Below are 18,182 nucleotides of genomic sequence, written 5' to 3' on the forward strand. Positions count from 1 at the left end.
CCTGTCAGTGGCCGGTGAAGAGCGAGATCATCAGCGACCGCTCCTCCTCGGTGAAGGGCGGGTCCTGGGCCGGCTCGGGGTGCACCGGGTTCAGGACGGCGGCCAGCGCGTCGGGGCGCAGCACGGTGGCCTGCCCGGCCGACAGGCTCAGGACGTCGAGCAGCGCGCGGGCGGCGGATCGGCGGTGGGTGGCGGCGCGCATGAGCAGGTCGGTGTAACCGGTCAGCAGCGTGCCGAGCGGACCGGGGCTGCGGCCCTCGGCCCCCGGGTAGCGCAGGTCCTGGGTCCCGGCCAGCGTCCAGGCCGCGTCGGTGGCGCGGGCGGCGGCGCGCTGCACCCGCCGGGCCAGCCCGGACCCGGGGTTGCGTGCGACCTGGTCGCGCAGCACCAGCGCGTGCTGGGCGGCGACCGACATGCCGTGCCCGTAGAGCGGGTTGTACGTCGCCAGCGCGTCGCCAAGCACCACGAGCCCGTCCGGCCAGACGTGCATCCGCTCGTAGCGGCGACGCCGGTTGGCGGTGCTGTGCGAGACGGTCACCTCGGTCAGCGGGGTGGCCCGGGTGACCAGGTCGCCTATCACCGGGTGGCGCAGGCTCCGCGCGAAGGCCTCGAAGGCGGCCGGTTCCCCGGTGGGCTGCCCGCCGCGGGTGCCGGACAGCGTCACCAGCCAGCGGCCGTCCTCGACCGGCAGGATCGTGCCGTTCAGGCCCGGTACGTGCTGCCGCGGGTCGGCCTGCACGTTGACGGCGGGGAAGCCGCCGGTGCCGGGCGGCGCGTGGAAGAGCCGGCTGGCGTAGCCGAGCCCGGAGTCCACCACGTCGGTGCGCACCGCGGGCAGCCCGAGCCGGTCCAGCCAGCGCGGCATCGCCGAGGCGCGCCCGCTCGCGTCGACCACGAGGTCGGCCTCCAGGGTCTCCTCGCGCCTGCCGCCGCGCACCAGCACGCCGGTGACCCGTGTCGTGGTGCCGCGCAGGCCCAGCGCGGTCCGCCCTGGCAGCGTACGGACCCGGGGCTTGGCGCCGGCCAGGTCGCGCACCACCCAGTCGACCAGGTCGCGGGTGCAGGACAGGAAGTGCTGCTGCTCGGGGAAGCGGGTGAGCCAGCCGCCCGAGGTCAGCACGACCAGGTCCTCAGGGACGCCGATGTGCCGGGCGCCGGCCGCCAGCAGCCGCTCGGTCGCCCCGGGCAGCAGCTCCTCGATCGCCCGCGCCCCGCCCGACCACAGCAGATGCGCGTGCCGCGCCTGCGGTACGCCCTGCCGGGGCAGCGGCCCGTGCGGCAGCTCGTAGCGCTCGACGACGATCACCTCCGCCATCGTCTCGGCCAGCGCGGCCGCGGCGAGCATGCCGGTGAGACTCCCCCCGATCACCAGCGCCCGCCCCCGCCGCGGCCGTCGACCGCCGTCCGCCGGCATGAGACCTCCCATGTCTCCCGTCCCCCGCGCCCCACGTTCGCATCTCCCGCCACGCAGCGGCAAGTCCCGGCGGGCGGCGCCCGCCGCTCCCGGTTTCCCGCCCACTCCGGGCCCGCAGCCGGGGACTGCCGGTCCCAGGATCAACGGGGTACTGCCGCGCTCGCGGCGGGTGGAGGAGGGTGGGGATGTCCCGGGAGGAGCTCGGGGCGCAACGGAAGGTAGCACTGGATGACCGGCACGATCTCCGGCGGGGTCTTCACCCCCGCTCCCGGCCTGACCCTCAGCCGCATGGGGTACGGCGCCATGCAGCTGGCGGGACCGCATGTCTTCGGGCCGCCGAAGGACCGCGACGAGGCGGTCGCGGTCCTGCGTACCGCCGTGGAGCTCGGTGTCACGCACATCGACACCAGCGACTTCTACGGCCCCGCCGTCGTCAACGAGCTGATCAAGGAGGCGTTGTACCCGTACCCCGAGGACCTGCACATCGTGACCAAGGTGGGCGCGCGGCGCGACAGCCAGGGCGCGTGGCTGCCGTCGCTGGAGCCCGAGTCGCTCAGGCAGCAGGTCAAGGACAACCTGCAGCGGCTCGGTCTGGACGCGCTCGACGTGGTCAACCTGCGGGTCGGCGGGGTCGACGGGCCGGGCAGCACGCCGCTGGCCGAGGAGTTCGGGGTGCTCGCCGAGCTGCGCGAGCAGGGACTGATCCGGCATCTGGGACTGAGCAACGTCACCGAGGGGCAGCTGGACGAGGCGCAGGCGGTCGCCCCGGTGGTGACCGTGCAGAACCTCTACAACATCGCCAACCGGGCGGACGACGCCCTGCTCGACCGGTGCGCGGCCGAGGGCATCGCCTTCGCCGCGTTCTTCCCGCTGGGCGGCTTCAGCCCGCTGCAGTCGGCGACGCTGGAGTCCGTCGCCGCCAGGATCGGCGCGTCGCCGCAGCAGACCGCGCTGGCCTGGCTGTTGCAGCGCTCCCCCGCGACGGTGCTGATCCCCGGCACGTCGTCGGTGGCGCACCTGCGGGAGAACGTCGCCGCCGCCGATCTGGTGCTCCCCGCGGACGCGGTCGCCGAGCTGAACGCGGTCTGAGCCCCCGGGAGCCGCCGCCGGAACGCCTGCGGGCACCCCTGCGACGGTCCGACTATACGCGATGTGTATAGTTCCTCGCGGTCCGCCCGAGCGGGCGATCCACCACGAGGAGGGGGACTCCCGCATGCGGAGCACCATCACCGCGCGCCGCGTCCGTACGCTGACCGCGCTGCTGGCCACGGGGGCCGTCGCCGCCGGCGTGTCCGGCTGCGACGGCTACGACGCGACGGCCCCGGCCAAGGCCCGCAGCCAGGTGGCGGCGAACGGCGCGGCCGCCTTCGCGCCGCGCGCGGACGGCGGCACGGTGGACTGCCGCAAGGCCAAGTGCGTCGCCCTGACCTTCGACGCGGGGCCCAGCGTCCGCACCCCGCAGATCCTGGCGATCCTGAACAAGTACCACATACATGCGACCTTCTTCACGCTCGGCAAGAACCACGTGCGCAAGCACCCCGAGATGGTCAGGGCGATGGCCGCGCAGGGCGACGAGGTCGAGACGCTGACCTGGTCGCACCAGATCCTCACCAAGATCAGCAAGGACGAGGTGCGCAAGGAGATCACCGAGGGCCGCGACGCGGTCGAGAAGGTGACCGGCGTACGCCCGACGCTGCTGCGCCCCCCGCAGGGCCGCACCAGCAGCACTGTCACCGCGATCGCCAAGGACCTCGGCATGGCGGAGGTCGTATGGAGCGCGGACGGGGCGGACTACCGGACCACCGACTCCCGTCTGATCGCCCGGCGGATACTGCAGCACACCAAGCGGGACGGCATCATCCTGCTGCACGACCTGGTCGACCCGACCGGCAAGGGCTACAACGGCACCGTCGCCGCCGTCCCCGGCATCATCTCCGCGCTGCAGGCCCGCGGTTACACCTTCGTCACCGTCAAGCAGCTGCTGGCCCCGGGCACGCCGCAGCCGGGCAAGGTCTACAAGTAGCCGGACATTGCGGCAGATGTCACCGCCCGGCGGTTAAAGGTCCAGCTAAGGACCACCTTTCGCGGTTCCCTCCCCCTTCGTGTGGCGTGCACACTACAGCCCGGCGGCCGGTCAGTTTCCGGTCACCGAACGGTCAAGTCCCGCCACCAGCCACACGTTGGAGTAGTCATCACCGACATACACAAACCCCGTGCAGTGCGGGCCGCCGTGATCGCGGCGGCCTCGCTCGCCCTGGCGTCCGGCTCGCTGCTGATCGCCGCTCCGTCGCAGGCGGCCGGCTCGGCCGCCGCGCCCACCGCGAAGACCATCGCGGGCACCCACCCCGCGTGGGCGACCCCGGCGGGCGACGCCGGATCCGTACCGTCCGGCACCGAGATCACCGGCACCGTCTACCTGGCGGGCCAGGACCCGGCGGGCCTGACGGCCTACGCCACCGCGGTCTCGGACCCGGCGAACGCGAGCTACGGGCAGTTCCTGAGCCCCGCGCAGTACCAGGCGCGGTTCGGCGCCACCGCCGCGCAGATCGGCGCGGTCACCAAGTGGGCGACCGGCGCGGGCCTGAAGGTGGTGGGCAGCACCCAGCACGCGATCACCGTACGGGGCACCGACTCGGCCATCACCAAGGCCTTCGGCACCGGTATCCACCAGTACCGGGTGGGCGGGCAGCTGCGGCACGCGCCGGCCCGCGACGTCACCGTCCCCGCGACGGTGTCCTCCGCGGTCCTCGGCGTCAACGGCCTCAGCTCGGCCGGCACCAAGGCCAGCCCCGACTCGATCCGGGTGGACGACCCGGCAGGCGCCACCGGTGCGAACCGCACGGCGAGCCCGGCGCAGAAGGGCAAGGGAACGCTGCCGACCACCGCGACCTGCTCCGACTACTGGGGCCAGAAGTCGACCACGGCCGGCCCTGCGGGCTACTCCAAGGGCGCGACGCCCTTCGACCAGTGCTCGTTCTACCCCTCGCAGCTGCGCAAGGCCTACGGCATCACCGCCTCCGGCCTGACCGGCAAGGGCGCGACGATCGCCATCGTGGACGCGTACGGCAGCTCGACGATGCTCGCCGACGCGAACCAGTACGCGGTCAACCACGGTGACAAGGCGTTCAAGAGCGGCCAGTACACCGAGCGCGTGGACCCCTCGCAGTGGCAGGACCAGGACCTGTGCGGCGGCCCGGAGGGCTGGGCGCCGGAAGAGGCGCTCGACGTCGAGATGGCGCACGGGCTCGCGCCCGACGCCAAGGTCGTCTACGTGGGGGCCAACTCCTGCAACGACGATGACCTGTTGAGCGCGATCACCACGATCGTGGACCAGCACCTGGCGGATGTCGTCTCCAACTCGTGGGGCGAGATCATGCACACCTCGGACAACCTCGACGTCTCGGCGTCCGAGATCGCCGCGTACGAGCAGGTGTTCAAGCAGGCCGCCGCCGAGGGCATCGGCATCGGCTTCTCCGCGGGCGACTGCGGCGACAGCAGCCCGCTGGCCGCCGCGACCGGCGCCAACTGCCAGGCCGACACCACCCGCGCGCAGGCCAACTGGCCCGACTCCGACCCGTGGGTGACCTCGGTCGGCGGCACCGCGCTGGGCATCGACAACAAGTCGGGCAGCTACGGCTTCGAGACCGACATGGGCACCCTGCGCTCCAACCTGTCGGCGGACGGCACCAGTTGGGTCCCCGCGGTCCCGGCGCCGTTCTACTTCGGCGGGGGCGGCGGCACCAGCGAGGACTTCGCGCAGCCGGCCTACCAGCGGCGCTCGGTCCCCAACTCCCTGTCGCACACCCTGATGACGGGCGCGCACAGCCGTGACGCCATGCGCGTGACGCCCGACGTGTCGATGGTCGGCGACCTCTACACCTCGGTGCTGGTCGGCATCTCCGACGGCGCCGACTACAGCGAGGCCGGCTACGGCGGCACCAGCGTGTCCTCCCCGGAGTTCGCCGCGGTCCAGGCGGACGCGCTCCAGGCCAGGCACCACGCCGTCGGCTTCGCCAACCCGCTGCTCTACGCCCACCCCGGCCAGTTCCGTGACGTGGTCGACCAGAACGCCGCCCACCACGCGAAGACCCCGCTGAGCAGCATCGTGGACTTCGGCGAGGTCAACGGCGCCCTGACCGTGCGCCTGGTCGCCTTCGGCCAGGACACCAGCCTCAACGCGGTCCGCGGCTACGACGACGCCACCGGCCTCGGCACCCCGACTCTCTCCTACCTGACCGGCGCCCGCCGGTAGGTCCCTCCCGCAGCACCCCACCGGCCCGGCGGAGGATCTCCGCCGGGCCGGTGGCGTGCCGGGCCTGCCTCGCGGCAGACGGGGCCGGTCAGGGGCCGGCCGGGTCAGGGCCCCAGGGGGAGGCGCTGCTCCACCCAGATGATCTTGCCGGACTTGGTGTAGCGGGTTCCCCAGTGCTCGGCGAGCTGGGCCACCAGGAAGAGCCCGCGGCCGCCCTCGTCGGTGGTGGCGGCGTAGCGCAGGTGCGGGGAGGTGCTTGAGGAGTCGGCGACCTCGCAGATCAGCGTGCGGTCCAGCAGCAGGCGGACGTGGATCGGTCCGGTGGCGTAGCGGATCGCGTTGGTGATCAGCTCGCTGAGGACCAGCTCGGTGGTGAACGCCAGGTCGTCCAGGCCCCACGCGGTCAGCTGGCCGATGGCCGCGTTGCGGATGGCGGCCACCGCCGCCGGGTCGTCGGGCACGTCCCAGCGGGCGATGCGGTCCTCGGGGAGCGCGCGGGTCCCGGCCACCAGCAGGGCGATGTCGTCCTCCTGCGCGGTGGGCAGCATCGCGCTGACGACCGCCTCGCAGGTCTCCTCCGCCGTACGCCCGGGCGGGCCGCTCAGCGCGGTCAGCAGCAGGTCCATGCCGACGTCGATGTCCCGGACGCGGTCCTCGACCAGGCCGTCGGTGTAGAGGACCAGCCGGCTGCCCTCGGCCAGTTCGTGCTCGGCCGACTCGAAGGGCAGGCCGCCCAGGCCCAGCGGCGGGCCGGCCGGCACCTCCAGCAGCTCCACCGTGCCGTCCGGGCGGACCACCGCGGGCGGCAGGTGCCCGGCCCTGGCCAGCTGGCAGCGGCGGGTGACCGGGTCGTAGACCGCGTAGAGGCAGGTCGCCCCGGCGATCGGCGCGCCGGCGCCGGGCAGGCCGCCGCCCGGGGCCGCCTCGTCCTTGTCGATCCGGTTGACCAGGTCGTCCAGGTGCGCCAGCAGGTCGTCGGGCGGCAGGTCGAGCATGGAGAAGTTGAAGACGGCGGTGCGCAGCCGCCCCATGGTGGCCGCCGCGTGCATGCCGTGCCCGACGATGTCGCCGACCACCACCGCGACCCGGGCGCCGGCCAGCGGGATGACGTCGAACCAGTCGCCGCCGACCCCCGCCTGCGCGGGCAGGTAGCGGAAGGCGACGTCCAACGCGTTCTGCTCGGGCAGGCCGTGCGGGAGCAGGCTCTGCTGCAGGTTCACCGCCATCGCCGTGCTGCCGGTGACGGCCGCGTCGATCTGCTCCTGGGTGGAGTATCTGGTGTCGAAGAAGCCGGTGTTGCGGCCGACCCGCAGCACCGCCATCCGGTCGGTGACCGCCCGGACCTCCTCCATCTCCGGGCTGACCAGCAGCACTCCGAGGTGCTGGTCGCGCAGCCGCTGCACCAGTTCGAGCACCCGGGCGGCCTGGCGCGGGCCGAGCGCGGCGGTCGGCTCGTCGAGGATGATCAGTTCGGGTTCGCCGATCAGCGCCCGGGCGATGGCGACGCCCTGCCGCTGGGCGCCGGACAGCGACGCGACCGGGACGCGCAGGCTGCCGATGGACACCGACAGCGCGTCCAGCAGGCTGCGGGCCCGCTTTTCCATCTTGATCTCGTTGAGCATGCCCAGGGTGCGCAACTCGCGGCCGAGGAAGAGGTTCTCGACCGTGTCGAGGTTGTCGCACAGCGCCTGGTCCTGGTGGATGGTGGCGATGCCCAGCTTCATGGCGTCCTGCGGCCGGCGCAGATCGACCGCCCGGCCCCGCCACTCGACCACGCCCGCGTCCGGCTGTGTCACCCCCGCGATGACCTTGACCAGCGTGGACTTGCCCGCCCCGTTGCTGCCGACCAGTCCGACGGCCTCGCCCTCGTTGACCGTGAGGCTGACGTCACGCAGCGCCTGCACCGCTCCGAAGCGTTTGGAGACGCCGTGCACGGCCAGCAGCGGAGTGCTGTTCACGCCAACCACCTCCAGCCCGCCGGACGACCCTCCCCCGGTTACCGAGTCTGCCCGGCGTACCGCCCCCACGCATCGTGCCGCCCCCGCGCATTGCTGTGAGCCCCGGATCGCAACGGCTCCGTAATAAACGCGGGCGCCCGCGCCACGGACGCCCGCGCCTTTTCACCGGGGTGCCCTATCCCGGGCGCCCCGCGGTATTCGGCCGCTTTCAGGCGGTCGGGTGCTGGTGGTCGTGGCCCGAGGGCTGCGCGGCCGGCTGGCCGTACTGCTGCTGCGGCTGCCCCTGCACGCCGGCCTGCAGCTGCTCGGCCTGCTCCTTCGACAGCTGCTGGGCGGCACCGCAGAAAGTGCACTGGGTGACGTACTTCGTGCTGATCGGGAAGAGCGGCACGAAGAAGAGCGTGAACTTGGTGACCCGCTTCTTGAGCGAGTGCGCGGCCGGATTGCCGCAACGCCCGCAGACCAGCGTGATCATCGCCAGTGTGTAGAGATAGCCCCGGGTCCCGAATATGATCATGCGAAATTCCCCCCTCGTCTCGGTGTCCTGCTGAGGAGAGTGTGCCGCACGGGTGCGCCCCCGCGATATGCGGGGGCGGGGACCCGGCGGCCGGCGCCGGCTACTCCGTCCGCAGGCTCGACGCGGTGGACGTCCGCGCCGCCCACATCGCCGGCAGCAGTGCCCCGGCCACCGCGATGGCCAGGCCCGACAGGGCGAGCAGCGCGACCGGCAGGACGTGGTAGACGTCCAGGTCGACCGGTGGGATATGGGTGCCTGCCGCATCGCCCATGGCCGGGATGACGTAGCCGTGCAGGGCGATGCCCAGCGGTACCCCGACCGCGCCGGCGACCACCCCGATACCGGCGACCGAGGTGACGACCATCGCCACCGTCTGGCGCGGCGCCATGCCGAGCGCCTTCATCACGCCGAGGTCGTGGACCCGCTCCCGGGTGTCCAGGACCACGGTGTTGAGCACCCCCAGCCCGGCGACGACCACCAGCATCACGGTGAGCATCACGATCATCGTGTCCATCGCGACGACCGTGGAGCTGACCTGGCCGCCCTGCGCCCGGGCCTCGACCCGCAGCGGGCGCAGGGCGGTGTCGAGGCCCTCCAGATAGGCGGCCCGGTCGGTGCCGGGAGCCAGCTCGACCTGGAAGGTCTCCGGCCGGACGGTGACACCCACGGCCCCGAAGGTCCCGGCGTCGGCCGCGACGCGCATGCCGTCGTCGCTGACGGTCAGCGCCTCGCCGACGATGCGCACCGCGGCCTCGCGCCCGTCCCCTTCGAAGGTGACGCTGTCGCCGACGTGCTTGCCGGTGGCCTCCAGGAAGCGCCGGCCGACAACGATCTGGCGCGGCCCGTCGAGCCAGTGCCCGGAGACCATCTGGAGGCCGCCCCAGGACGAGTCGCCCTGGTAGGCGGTGACGGTCACCGCGCCGGGGACCCCGGCGAAGCCGGCCTGCCGGGTGGCGGTGCCGAAGTATCCGGCGGTGCCGGGCCGCGCCGCGATCGTGCGGGCGACGGCCGCCGCGTCGGCGGGGGCGGGCGGTCCTGGCGGGCGGTCGCCGGGGCTGCCGGGGGCCGGCATCGCGAACGTGTCGACCGAGACCTGCCCCGGGTCGTCCCGGTTGACGCCGTCCTGGATCCCGGACAGCGACGAGCCGAGCCCGAAGGCGAAGGTCACGCCGACCGCGCCGAAGGCGACCGCCGCCCAGATGGTGGCCGAGCGGGCCGGCCGGGCGAAGGGTCCCGCCAGGCCCAGGGTGAGCGCGCGGGACAGCGGCAGCCGGGCGGCCAGCCGCGCGGCGAACCGGCCCCTGCCCACCTGCGGGGTGCGGCCGACGGCCAGCGCCTCGACCGTACGCAGCCGGGCCGCCCGCAGCGCCGGGGCGAGCGCGCTGGCCACCACCAGTGCGAGCACGCCGGCCGGCACCGCGAGGTCCAGCCACCAGGCGACGGTCAGCGGCGCGGTGCCGTACGCGTCGGAGGCCTGCGCCAGCAGTGGCAGGGCGGCGAGGTTGCCGAGGGCGACGCCCAGCGCGGTGCCGGTCGTCGCCGGGATCAGCGCCTGGCCGACGTAGGCCCTGCCGACCTGGCCCGGGGTCAGGCCCAGCGACTTGAGCACCCCGATCCGCCGGGTGCCCGCGCTGACCGCGCCGCTGACCACGATGCCGATGATCAGCACCGACATCACCAGGCCGAGCACCCCGAAGGCCACGATGAAGGGCACGAAGGTCGCCGTCTGCCGGTCGGCGGTGTGCTTGGTCGTCAGGTAGGACACCGACCCGGTGAGCGCCCCGTGCGGCACGGCGGCGGCCAGCGCGGCCTTGTCGCGGGCCAGTTGCCCGCCGCTGCCGGCGTGCGCGAAGCGGTAGAGCATCTCGTACGAGGGTGCCGCGCCCGGCCTGGTCAGCGCGGCGAGCTGCGCGGGCACCACCCAGGCGTCGGCGGTCCTGCTGACCGATCGCGCGAGGCCGACGACCGTCAGCGACGGCTTCCCCGGCAGCCCGGGGAAGTCCACCGTGTCGCCGACCCGGGCGACGCGGGGTCCGTCGTCCTGCACGGCGAGCACGATCTGGCCGGCCCCGGTGACCCAGTGGCCCTTGTCGAGGGAGACCGCGTCGACCGGGCCGCCGGCCCGCGCCCGTCCCACGACGGTCAGCGGCGGCATGCCCTCCCCGAACAGGTCGCCCTGGCCGGTGCGGGGCGTCGCGGAGACCACCGCGAAGGGTCCGGCGGCCGCGGTCACGCCCGCGGAGTGCGCGGTCGCCGCGACCTGGGCGGCGCTCGCCCGGCCCCCGTCGAACCGGCCGGCCAGGTGGGCCCCGTGCTGGCGCGCGAAGGCGTGGTCGAAGGGCGCCTGGGAGGCGACCACCAGGCCGCCCGCCATGATCGAGGCGGTGACCGCCATCATCGTGGTCAGCACCATCACCACGGTCTGCACCCGGCGGCGCCCGACACCGGCCCGCACGACCTTGCCGAGCGCGCTCATCGGGCCACCGCCGCCGAACCGCCGGCCGTGCCGCCGGCGGGCGCCGGGCGGCCGCCGCCCACGTCGCGCACGATGTGGCCGTCGACCAGCTCGATGGTGCGGCTCGCGCACGCCTCGGCCAGCGCCAGGTCGTGGGTGACCAGCAGGATCGTCTGGCCGTCGTCGTTCAACTCGGTGAGCAGCGAGCGCACCTCCGCGCCTGAGGCGGTGTCCAGCGCGCCGGTCGGCTCGTCGGCGAGCAGCAGCGCGGGCCGGTTCATCAGCGCCCGCGCGACCGCGACCCGCTGCCGCTCGCCGCCGGACAGCCGGCCCGGGTAGGCGCGGGCGTGCCGGGCGATGCCGAGGTGGTCGAGCAGTTCCGCCGCCCGCGCCCCGGCCTGCGCGCGCCCCGCGCCGACCAGTTGCGAGGGCAGCAGCACGTTGTCGGTCACCGTCAGGTCGTCCAGCAGGTTGAAGAACTGGAAGACCATCCCGATCCGCTCCCGCCGGAAACGGGCCGAGCCGGTCTCGCCCAGCTCGTCCACCCGGACGCCGTCGACGGTGACGCTGCCGCCGGTCGGCCGGTCCAGGCCCGCGATCAGGTTCAGCAGCGTCGACTTGCCGCTGCCCGACGGGCCGAGCACGGCCAGCGCCTCCCCCGCCCGCACGGTCAGCGACAGGCCGTCGAGCGCGGGCGGGCCGTCGTCGTAGCTCTTCCGCACCTCGCGGATGTCGATGATGGGCGTGCTGCCACTGCTCACGTGGGTCCTCCCCGTACGGGCCGGTTGTGCGGTACGCCGACGCTAGGTTCGGTGTGTGCGGCGCCGCGTCGGCCGGCCTGTGGATCCCGGGTACGGCGGTGGGCGGACGGCCGCCGGCGTCATCCCGGAGGCGTACGCGGAAGTCGTACGCCTCCGGGCCCGTACCGGTCAGCCGGGGGATGTACCAGGTCACGCCGGTTGTGCACACTGGGCCGGTGACCACCCCGCCGCTCGCCGCCCGGATCAAGGACGCCCTGGCACCGCTGTGGCGCCCGGCGCCGCCCGCGTCCGAGGGACGGCAGCGGCTGTCGCGCTGGGCGTGGGCGGCCGACGTGATGCTCGCGGTCTTCCTGGCCGCCACCACCGTCTACGCAGCCGCGCACGACGTCACCGACGGTCCCGTGCCGCGCCACACCGGCGTCCCGGCCGGGCTCGGCGCACCACCCCGGCCGCCGGTGCCCGACCTGCCGCCGCTCCCGCCGATACCCCGGCTGGACGGCGACACATACCCCTACCTCGGCGGCCCGCACCCCACCGAGCTGGGCACGGCGCCCCTGTGGCTGCTCGGGCTCGCCGCGCTGACCGCCCTGCCGCTGGCGCTGCGCCGCCGCTACCCGGTGACCGCGTACACCGCGGTGCTCACCAGCACCCTGGTCTTCCACTGGGCCGAGCAGGAGACCTGGGTGCGGTACGGCGCCGACGACCTGGCCGTCCTCACCTTTGTCGGCTGCCTCATCGGCGCCTACAGCGCCGCCCTCTACAGCCCCTACCGGCGGCTCACGACCGTCGCGCTGCTCGTCGGCGCCGCGCTGATGGCGGCCTTCCACGAGGTGAACATCCCCGACATCTCGCCGGGCTTCGTGCCGTTCGTGCTGCTGGTGCCGATCGGGCTCGCCGCGAACACGGTGCACACCTGGCGGCAGCGGGTGCACACCATGGAGGCCGACCGGGAGGCCGCGACCCGGCTCGCGGTGGACCTGGAACGTGCCAGGATCGCCCGCGAGCTGCACGACGTCGTCACGCACAACGTCAGCATGATGACCGTTCAGGCCGGGGCCGCCCGCACCGTGCTGACCGCCCAGCCGGAACTGGCCAGGGAGGCGCTGCTCGCGGTGGAGTCAGCGGGCCGGGCCGCGATGGCCGAACTGCGGCACGTGATGGGCCTGCTCGCCATGACCTCGGACCCCGCCGACGCCGAGGCGGCCGCGCTCGCCCCGCAACCGGGCCTCGGCCAGGTCGGCGTGCTGGCGGAACGCGTCCGCGGCACCGGCGTCCCGGTCGACCTCGCGGTCACCGGCGCCCCCGTCCCGCTGCCCGCGGGCGTCGACCTGGCCGCGTACCGGGTCGCGCAGGAAGCCCTCACCAACACCGTCAAGCATGCGTCGGGTGCCAGCGTCACCATCACCGTCGACTACCTGCCGGGCGAGGTCCGCATCGAGGTCGCCGACACCGGCGGCACCCCCTCACCGGCCGCCGGCACCGGAAACGGCCGCGGCCTGCTGGGCCTGCGCGAACGCCTCGCCGTCTACGGCGGCACCCTCGACGCGGGGCGCCGCATCACCGGCGGCTACCGGGTCCGGGCCGTCATCCCGGTAGGAGACGCATGAGCGCGCAACCGCCGCTGCGGGTCGTCATCGCCGACGACCAGGGGCTCGTACGCACCGGCTTCCGCATGATCCTCACCGCCGCCGGCATCGAGGTCGTCGGCGAAGCCGCGGACGGCGCCGAGGCCGTCGACGCGGTACGCCGTACCCGGCCGGACCTGGTGCTGATGGACATCCGCATGCCGGGCCTCGACGGCCTCGAAGCGACCCGGCGCATCCTCACCGGCGCCGCCGCCGACCCCCGGGTGGTCATCCTCACCACCTTCGACCTCGACCAGTACGTCTACGCGGCGCTCGCGGCGGGAGCGAGCGGCTTCCTGCTCAAGGACGTCACGCCGGAGTACCTGGTCGCCGCGGTCCGCCTGGTCCGGGCCGGCGACGCGCTGCTCGCCCCGGCGATCACCCGGCGCCTCGTCGAACGCTTCGCGGCGGTGGGCGGCCGCGGATCCACCGTCCACCGCGACCTCGCGGCGCTCACCCCGCGCGAACTGGAAGTCCTGCGGATGCTGGCGGGCGGCCTGAGCAACGCGGAGCTTGCCCGGGGGCTGGGGGTGAGCGAGGCGACCGTCAAGACGCATGTGACGCGGATCCTGTCGAAGCTGGGGTTGCGCGATCGCGCGCAGGCGGTGGTGGCCGCATACGAATCCGGCCTCGTCACCCCGGGTGCCGCTGCCCCATGAGCTGACTGCCACTTGCGGCGGCGTCGCTTCCTCCCCGCCGTGGGGGCTTGTCGCCCAGTTACTCGCGCCCCTGGGGGGGTTGCCACTTGCGGTGGCACTTCGCAGATGCGGTGCGTCGTGGTTGCGCGCGCAGTTACTCGCGCCCCTGGGGGGGTTGCCACTTGCGGTGGCACTTCGCAGATGCGGTGCGTCGTGGTTGCGCGCGCAGTTCCTCGCGCCCCTGGGGGGGTTGGCCTCTGGGGAGAGGGTGACCGTTTTTCAGGGGCGCGGGGAACTGCGCGACAAGCCCCCACCGGGCCGCAGGCAAGCCGACCACCGCAAGTGGCAGTCACCTCACGGGCGCGGCCCACCGCACGGGCGCGGCCCACCGCGTGGGCAAGCTCAGGCGGTGGCGTGCTCCAGGGCCTGGAACTCCGCGTCGGTGAGGGTGATGGCCGCCGCCGCCGTGTTCTCCTCCAGATGGGAGACGGAGGACGTGCCCGGGATCGGCAGGATGACGGGGGAGCGGCGCAGCAGCCACGCCAGGGCCAGCTGGGACGGCGCGGCCTCGCGCTCCGCGGCGATCCGGGTCAGCCGGCTGTCCGGCCCGGCAAGTGCCCCCGTGGCCAGCGGGAACCAGGGGATGAAGGCGATACCGCGGGCCTCGGCGTAGTCGAGGACGTCCTCGGAGCCCCGGTCGGCCAGGTTGAACCGGTTCTGCACGGCGGCGATCGTCGCCGTCGCACTCGCCTCCTCGATCTGCTCGACCGTCACCTCGCTGAGCCCGATGTGCCGGATCTTGCCCTCGCTCTGCAGCGCGGCCAGCTCGCCGACCTGCTCGGCGACCGGCACCTTCGGGTCGATGCGGTGCAGCTGGAGCAGGTCGATCCGGTCGACGCCGAGGTGGCGCAGGCTCAGCTCGACCTGCTGCCGCAGATACTCGGGGCGCCCGATCGGCACCCACTCCCCGGGAGCCGGGCGGGAGAAGCCGGCCTTGGTGGCGATGACCAGGTCGTCGGCGTAGGGGTGCAGGGCCTTGCGCAGCAGCAGGTCCGCGGTGAAGGGACCGTAGGCGTCGGCGGTGTCGATGAAGGTGATGCCGAGCTCGGCGGTGCGCCGCAGCACGCGTATGGCCTCGTCCGGGTCGGCGGGGTCGCCCCAGACGCCCGGCCCGGTCAGCTGCATCGTCCCGTAGCCGAGCCGGGTCACCGGCAGGTCCCCGCCGAGCAGGAAGCTGCCGGAGGCCGCGGCGGAGGCCGGAGCCGATGCCGCGTCCGCGGCGGGTGGTGCGGTGAGCTCGGACATGTGGTTCTCCCTCGGGGAACGGAAAGGCGGTATGACAACCACTCGCCAACGCCGCCGCGCGCTCCTCTTATTTCCCCGCGGCGGCGCCCGGACCGGGGCGACTGTTGACAGCACAGGTTTATCGGCCATACTGCCCGCCGTGGAGCAGCGCACAGGTTCGATCACACCGGCGATACACCCCGCAGGGACCGATCCGGCATTCGTGCCAGGTCTCCTGCCCCCGCGTCCTGCCGCGGACGAGGTGAAAGCCTCGGACCCGGCCGAGGCCGCCCCGCCCGAAGAGGCCGCGGCCGAGGACGCGGTGGAGGACGTCACCGCGGTCCCCGAGCCCGCCCTGGCCGAGCCCGCCGCGGACGCGGTCGGCACGGTGAAGAAGGACGACGAGGAGGAAGAGGACCGGGGCGAACCGCTCTTCGAGGTCTCCGACCGCCGCGCGACGATCCTGGCCGACCGGGTGGGCATCGTCTTCCGGCTGGACGGCGAGGAGGCGGAATTCACCTGGGACGAGATCGGCGCGGTCGAGATCGACACACCGCGTTTCAGCAAGCGGTTCGAGGTGACCGTCTACACCGGCCCGCGCCGCTGGTTCGAGACGCATGTCGAGGCCAAGTCCCGCGGCCTGCTGAAGACCTGGACCGCCGAGCTCGACGCCGTACTCGACGAGCACTTCGAGGAGCCCGGGGAGCAGCCGGCCGAGGAGGCGGCCGAAGGCGAGACCGCCGGAGCCGGGACCGGGGAGAGCGCCGGAAGCGGTGAGGCGGACGTCACAGCCGAGACCGATGTCACACCCGAGACCGCGGACGACGCCGAGGCCGAGCACGACGCCGAGGTCAAGGACGAGGCCGACGCCGAGGCCAAGCAGGACGCCAAGCCCAAGGACGACAAAACCGCCGCGGAGGCATGACCGCGGCCACAACGGAAGACCCGGCGGCGTCAAGAACGGCACGCCGGCGTTAAGAACGCGTATGGATACCTCGTGCGGCGCCCCACGGACAGCCCCGGCGCCGCACTCTGACCGAGGCTCCCGCACCTGACCACCCGCGGCCCCCTTCCGGGGTCGCGGGGTGCGGCGGGCGCGCACGGTCGACGGCGACCGGATTGCGTAACGCTGACCAGGCCACCCTCCCGGTGGCCGGCATCACCACGCCCTGTCGCCCGGCGACGGCGCCGCACGACAGGAGCAACGGTCATATGGCCACCACCGCCGGGGTGGAGCGGGGCAGGTTCCGCTCCTGGCTGCTCGAAGGCCTGTCCGACATGGCCAGGCACCAGCACCAGCAGCCGGGCACCGAGGGGAAGGCCGCGGCCGTCCACCAGGGCCAGCGCTGGTGGCGGGTGATGTGCCTGACGGGTGTGGACTACTTCTCCACCCTGGGCTACCAGCCGGGCATCGCCGCGCTCGCCGCCGGGCTGCTGTCGCCGATCGCCACCGTCGTGCTGGTGATCGTGACGCTGGCCGGCGCGCTGCCGGTCTACCGCAGGGTCGCGGAGGAGAGCCCGCAGGGCGCCGGCTCGATCGCGATGCTTGAGCGGCTGCTGTCGTTCTGGCAGGGCAAGCTGTTCGTGCTGGCCCTGCTGGGCTTCGCGGCCACCGACTTCCTGATCACCATCACGCTGTCGGCCGCCGACGCCTCCACCCACCTGGTGGAGAACCCGCACTTCACCTCCACCCTGCACGGCCATCAGATGGTCATCACGCTGGGCCTGATAGCGCTGCTGGGCGCGGTCTTCCTCAAGGGCTTCCTGGAGGCGGTCGGGGTGGCCGTCGTCCTGGTCGCGCTCTACCTGGTGCTGAACGTGGTCGTCGTCGTGGACGGCCTGTGGCACGTGCTGACCGCCGCGCACCTGGTGACCGACTGGACGCAGGGGCTGACGCTGGAGCGCGGCAACGTCTTCGTGATGATCGGCGTCTCGCTGCTGATCTTCCCCAAGCTCGCGCTGGGCATGTCCGGGTTCGAGACCGGCGTCGCGGTGATGCCGCACGTGGAGGGCGAACCGGACGACGACCAGGACCGGCCCGCCGGGCGGATCCGCGACACCAAGAAGCTGCTGACGACGGCCGCGCTGATCATGAGCGTGTTCCTCATCGCGACCAGTTTCCTGACCACCGTGCTGATACCCGAGCAGGACTTCCAGGCCGGCGGCCCCGCCAACGGCCGCGCACTGGCCTTCCTCGCGCACCAGTACCTGGGCTCGGGCTTCGGCACCGTCTACGACTTCTCCACCATCGCGATCCTCTGGTTCGCCGGCGCCTCGGCGATGGCGGGCCTGCTCAACCTGATGCCGCGCTATCTGCCGCGTTACGGGATGGCACCGCACTGGGCCGGTGCGGTGCGGCCGATGGTGCTGGTGTTCATCCTGGTCGCCTTCCTGGTGACCTGGCTCTTCGACGCCGACGTGAACAAGCAGGGCGGCGCGTACGCCACCGGTGTGCTGGTGCTGATGAGCTCGGCGGCGATCGCGGTGACCATCGCGGCCCGCAAGGCCCGGCAGCGGGGGTGGACGATCGGCTTCGGCGTGATCTCGGTGGTCTTCCTCTACACGACCGTGGTCAACGTGCTGGAGCGACCCGACGGTGTGAAGATCGGCGCCTGCTTCATCGCGGGCATCATGCTGGTGTCGTTCCTGTCCCGGCTGGCCCGCGCCTTCGAACTACGGGTGACCAGCGTGCAGCTGGACCCGATGGCCGAGCGGTTCGTCCGGGACATCGCCACCCGCAGGGTCCGCTTCGTCGCCAACGAGCCGGGGCTGCGGGACGCCGCCGAATACCGCGAGAAGCTCCAGCAGATCCGGCTGGACAACGACATCCCGCAGGAGGACGACCTGGTCCTGGTGGAGGTCACCGTGCGGGACGCCTCCGAGTTCGAGTCGGCGCTGACCGTTCAGGGCAACGTGCTGCACGGGCGCTACCGGGTGCTGTCACTGGAGAGCCCTTCGGTGCCCAACGCACTGGCCGCGCTGCTGCTGCACGTCCGGGACATCACCGGGTGCAAGCCGCACATCTACTTCGAGTGGACCGAGGGCAGCCCCTACGCGAACTTCCTGCGCTTCTTCCTCTTCGGCCACGGCGAGGTCGCCCCGGTGACCCGCGAGGTGCTGCGCGAGGCGGAGCCCGACCGCAGCCGCCGTCCCAAGGTGCACGTCGGCTGACCGCGTGCGGCACCCGCCCGTAAGAGATCCGTTTGGACCGCGGGCGGCGCCGTCAGGACAGTTCCGGGCCTCGGACCTGCGCTGACCGGCGGCGCGGACACCGCACC

General features: G+C 73.3%; 13 protein-coding genes. 7 read left to right on the plus strand and 6 right to left on the minus strand.

The window, feature by feature from the left end; genetic code table 11:
• Positions 1–4: 4 nt before the first annotated feature.
• Complete coding sequence (locus tag OG702_RS17305; protein ID WP_327289787.1) at positions 5–1,426, minus strand: NAD(P)/FAD-dependent oxidoreductase; 1,422 nt, start codon at positions 1,424–1,426, stop codon at positions 5–7.
• A 216-nt stretch (positions 1,427–1,642) separates the two neighbouring features.
• On the opposite strand from OG702_RS17305, the gene OG702_RS17310 reads away from it, so the two are divergent.
• The 3 genes from OG702_RS17310 (at position 1,643) to OG702_RS17320 (ending at position 5,666) form a co-directional block, all read left to right on the plus strand.
• Positions 1,643–2,503 carry an oxidoreductase gene (locus OG702_RS17310; protein WP_327289788.1) on the plus strand — a complete coding sequence of 287 codons (861 nt, stop codon included), beginning with the start codon at positions 1,643–1,645 and terminating at the stop codon, positions 2,501–2,503.
• A 124-nt stretch (positions 2,504–2,627) separates the two neighbouring features.
• On the plus strand, positions 2,628–3,437 hold the full coding sequence (locus tag OG702_RS17315; protein ID WP_327289789.1) for a polysaccharide deacetylase family protein: 810 nt from the start codon (positions 2,628–2,630) through the stop codon (positions 3,435–3,437).
• A gap of 195 nt (positions 3,438–3,632) precedes the next feature.
• The gene (locus OG702_RS17320) at positions 3,633–5,666 is read left to right on the plus strand and encodes a S53 family peptidase (RefSeq protein ID WP_327289790.1); all 2,034 of its coding nucleotides are present in this window, start codon (positions 3,633–3,635) and stop codon (positions 5,664–5,666) included.
• 104 nt (positions 5,667–5,770) lie between these two features.
• Here OG702_RS17320 and OG702_RS35505 read toward each other — a convergent pair whose 3' ends face one another.
• The 4 genes from OG702_RS35505 to OG702_RS17345 form a co-directional block, all read right to left on the minus strand.
• Positions 5,771–7,693, minus strand: coding sequence for a SpoIIE family protein phosphatase (locus tag OG702_RS35505; RefSeq protein ID WP_442814448.1), 1,923 nt, complete (start codon positions 7,691–7,693; stop codon positions 5,771–5,773).
• Positions 7,694–7,832: 139 nt separating this feature from the next.
• Entirely contained in the window at positions 7,833–8,141 is a 309-nt protein-coding gene (locus tag OG702_RS17335) for a zinc-ribbon domain-containing protein (protein ID WP_327289791.1), read from the minus strand.
• Between the two features lie 100 nt (positions 8,142–8,241).
• Positions 8,242–10,617, minus strand: coding sequence for an ABC transporter permease (locus OG702_RS17340; RefSeq protein ID WP_327289792.1), 2,376 nt, complete (start codon positions 10,615–10,617; stop codon positions 8,242–8,244).
• Positions 10,614–11,357 carry an ABC transporter ATP-binding protein gene (locus tag OG702_RS17345; protein WP_327289793.1) on the minus strand — a complete coding sequence of 248 codons (744 nt, stop codon included), beginning with the start codon at positions 11,355–11,357 and terminating at the stop codon, positions 10,614–10,616. Before OG702_RS17345 ends, OG702_RS17340 begins: the two co-directional genes overlap by 4 nt.
• Positions 11,358–11,572: 215 nt before the next feature.
• Here OG702_RS17345 and OG702_RS17350 point away from each other — a divergent pair, with 215 nt between their 5' ends.
• On the plus strand, positions 11,573–12,964 hold the full coding sequence (locus OG702_RS17350) for a sensor histidine kinase (protein WP_327289794.1): 1,392 nt from the start codon (positions 11,573–11,575) through the stop codon (positions 12,962–12,964).
• Positions 12,961–13,641, plus strand: coding sequence for a response regulator transcription factor (locus OG702_RS17355; RefSeq protein ID WP_327289795.1), 681 nt, complete (start codon positions 12,961–12,963; stop codon positions 13,639–13,641). Before OG702_RS17350 ends, OG702_RS17355 begins: the two co-directional genes overlap by 4 nt.
• A gap of 381 nt (positions 13,642–14,022) precedes the next feature.
• Here OG702_RS17355 and OG702_RS17360 read toward each other — a convergent pair whose 3' ends face one another.
• Positions 14,023–14,925: an aldo/keto reductase gene (locus OG702_RS17360; RefSeq protein WP_327289796.1), complete on the minus strand. Its 903-nt coding sequence runs from the start codon at positions 14,923–14,925 to the stop codon at positions 14,023–14,025.
• A 202-nt stretch (positions 14,926–15,127) separates the two neighbouring features.
• Here OG702_RS17360 and OG702_RS17365 point away from each other — a divergent pair, with 202 nt between their 5' ends.
• Together OG702_RS17365 and OG702_RS17370 are read left to right on the plus strand one after the other, a co-directional pair.
• Positions 15,128–15,829: a hypothetical protein gene (locus OG702_RS17365; protein ID WP_327289797.1), complete on the plus strand. Its 702-nt coding sequence runs from the start codon at positions 15,128–15,130 to the stop codon at positions 15,827–15,829.
• Between the two features lie 287 nt (positions 15,830–16,116).
• Entirely contained in the window at positions 16,117–18,075 is a 1,959-nt protein-coding gene (locus OG702_RS17370; RefSeq protein WP_327289798.1) for an amino acid transporter, read from the plus strand.
• Positions 18,076–18,182 lie beyond the last annotated feature (107 nt).

Source organism: Streptomyces sp. NBC_01198, assembly GCF_036010485.1.
In the GTDB taxonomy this organism is placed as follows: domain Bacteria; phylum Actinomycetota; class Actinomycetes; order Streptomycetales; family Streptomycetaceae; genus Actinacidiphila.

What these genes read in the sequence shown, in the direction of transcription:
- OG702_RS17305 (WP_327289787.1), bottom strand. Translation starts at nt 1,426, where the DNA reads ATGGGAGGTCTCATGCCGGCGGACGGCGGTCGACGGCCGCGGCGGGGG.
- OG702_RS17310 (WP_327289788.1), top strand. Translation starts at nt 1,643, where the DNA reads ATGACCGGCACGATCTCCGGCGGGGTCTTCACCCCCGCTCCCGGCCTG.
- OG702_RS17315 (WP_327289789.1), top strand. Translation starts at nt 2,628, where the DNA reads ATGCGGAGCACCATCACCGCGCGCCGCGTCCGTACGCTGACCGCGCTG.
- OG702_RS17335 (WP_327289791.1), bottom strand. Translation starts at nt 8,141, where the DNA reads ATGATCATATTCGGGACCCGGGGCTATCTCTACACACTGGCGATGATC.
- OG702_RS17340 (WP_327289792.1), bottom strand. Translation starts at nt 10,617, where the DNA reads ATGAGCGCGCTCGGCAAGGTCGTGCGGGCCGGTGTCGGGCGCCGCCGG.
- OG702_RS17355 (WP_327289795.1), top strand. Translation starts at nt 12,961, where the DNA reads ATGAGCGCGCAACCGCCGCTGCGGGTCGTCATCGCCGACGACCAGGGG.
- OG702_RS17360 (WP_327289796.1), bottom strand. Translation starts at nt 14,925, where the DNA reads ATGTCCGAGCTCACCGCACCACCCGCCGCGGACGCGGCATCGGCTCCG.
- OG702_RS17370 (WP_327289798.1), top strand. Translation starts at nt 16,117, where the DNA reads ATGGCCACCACCGCCGGGGTGGAGCGGGGCAGGTTCCGCTCCTGGCTG.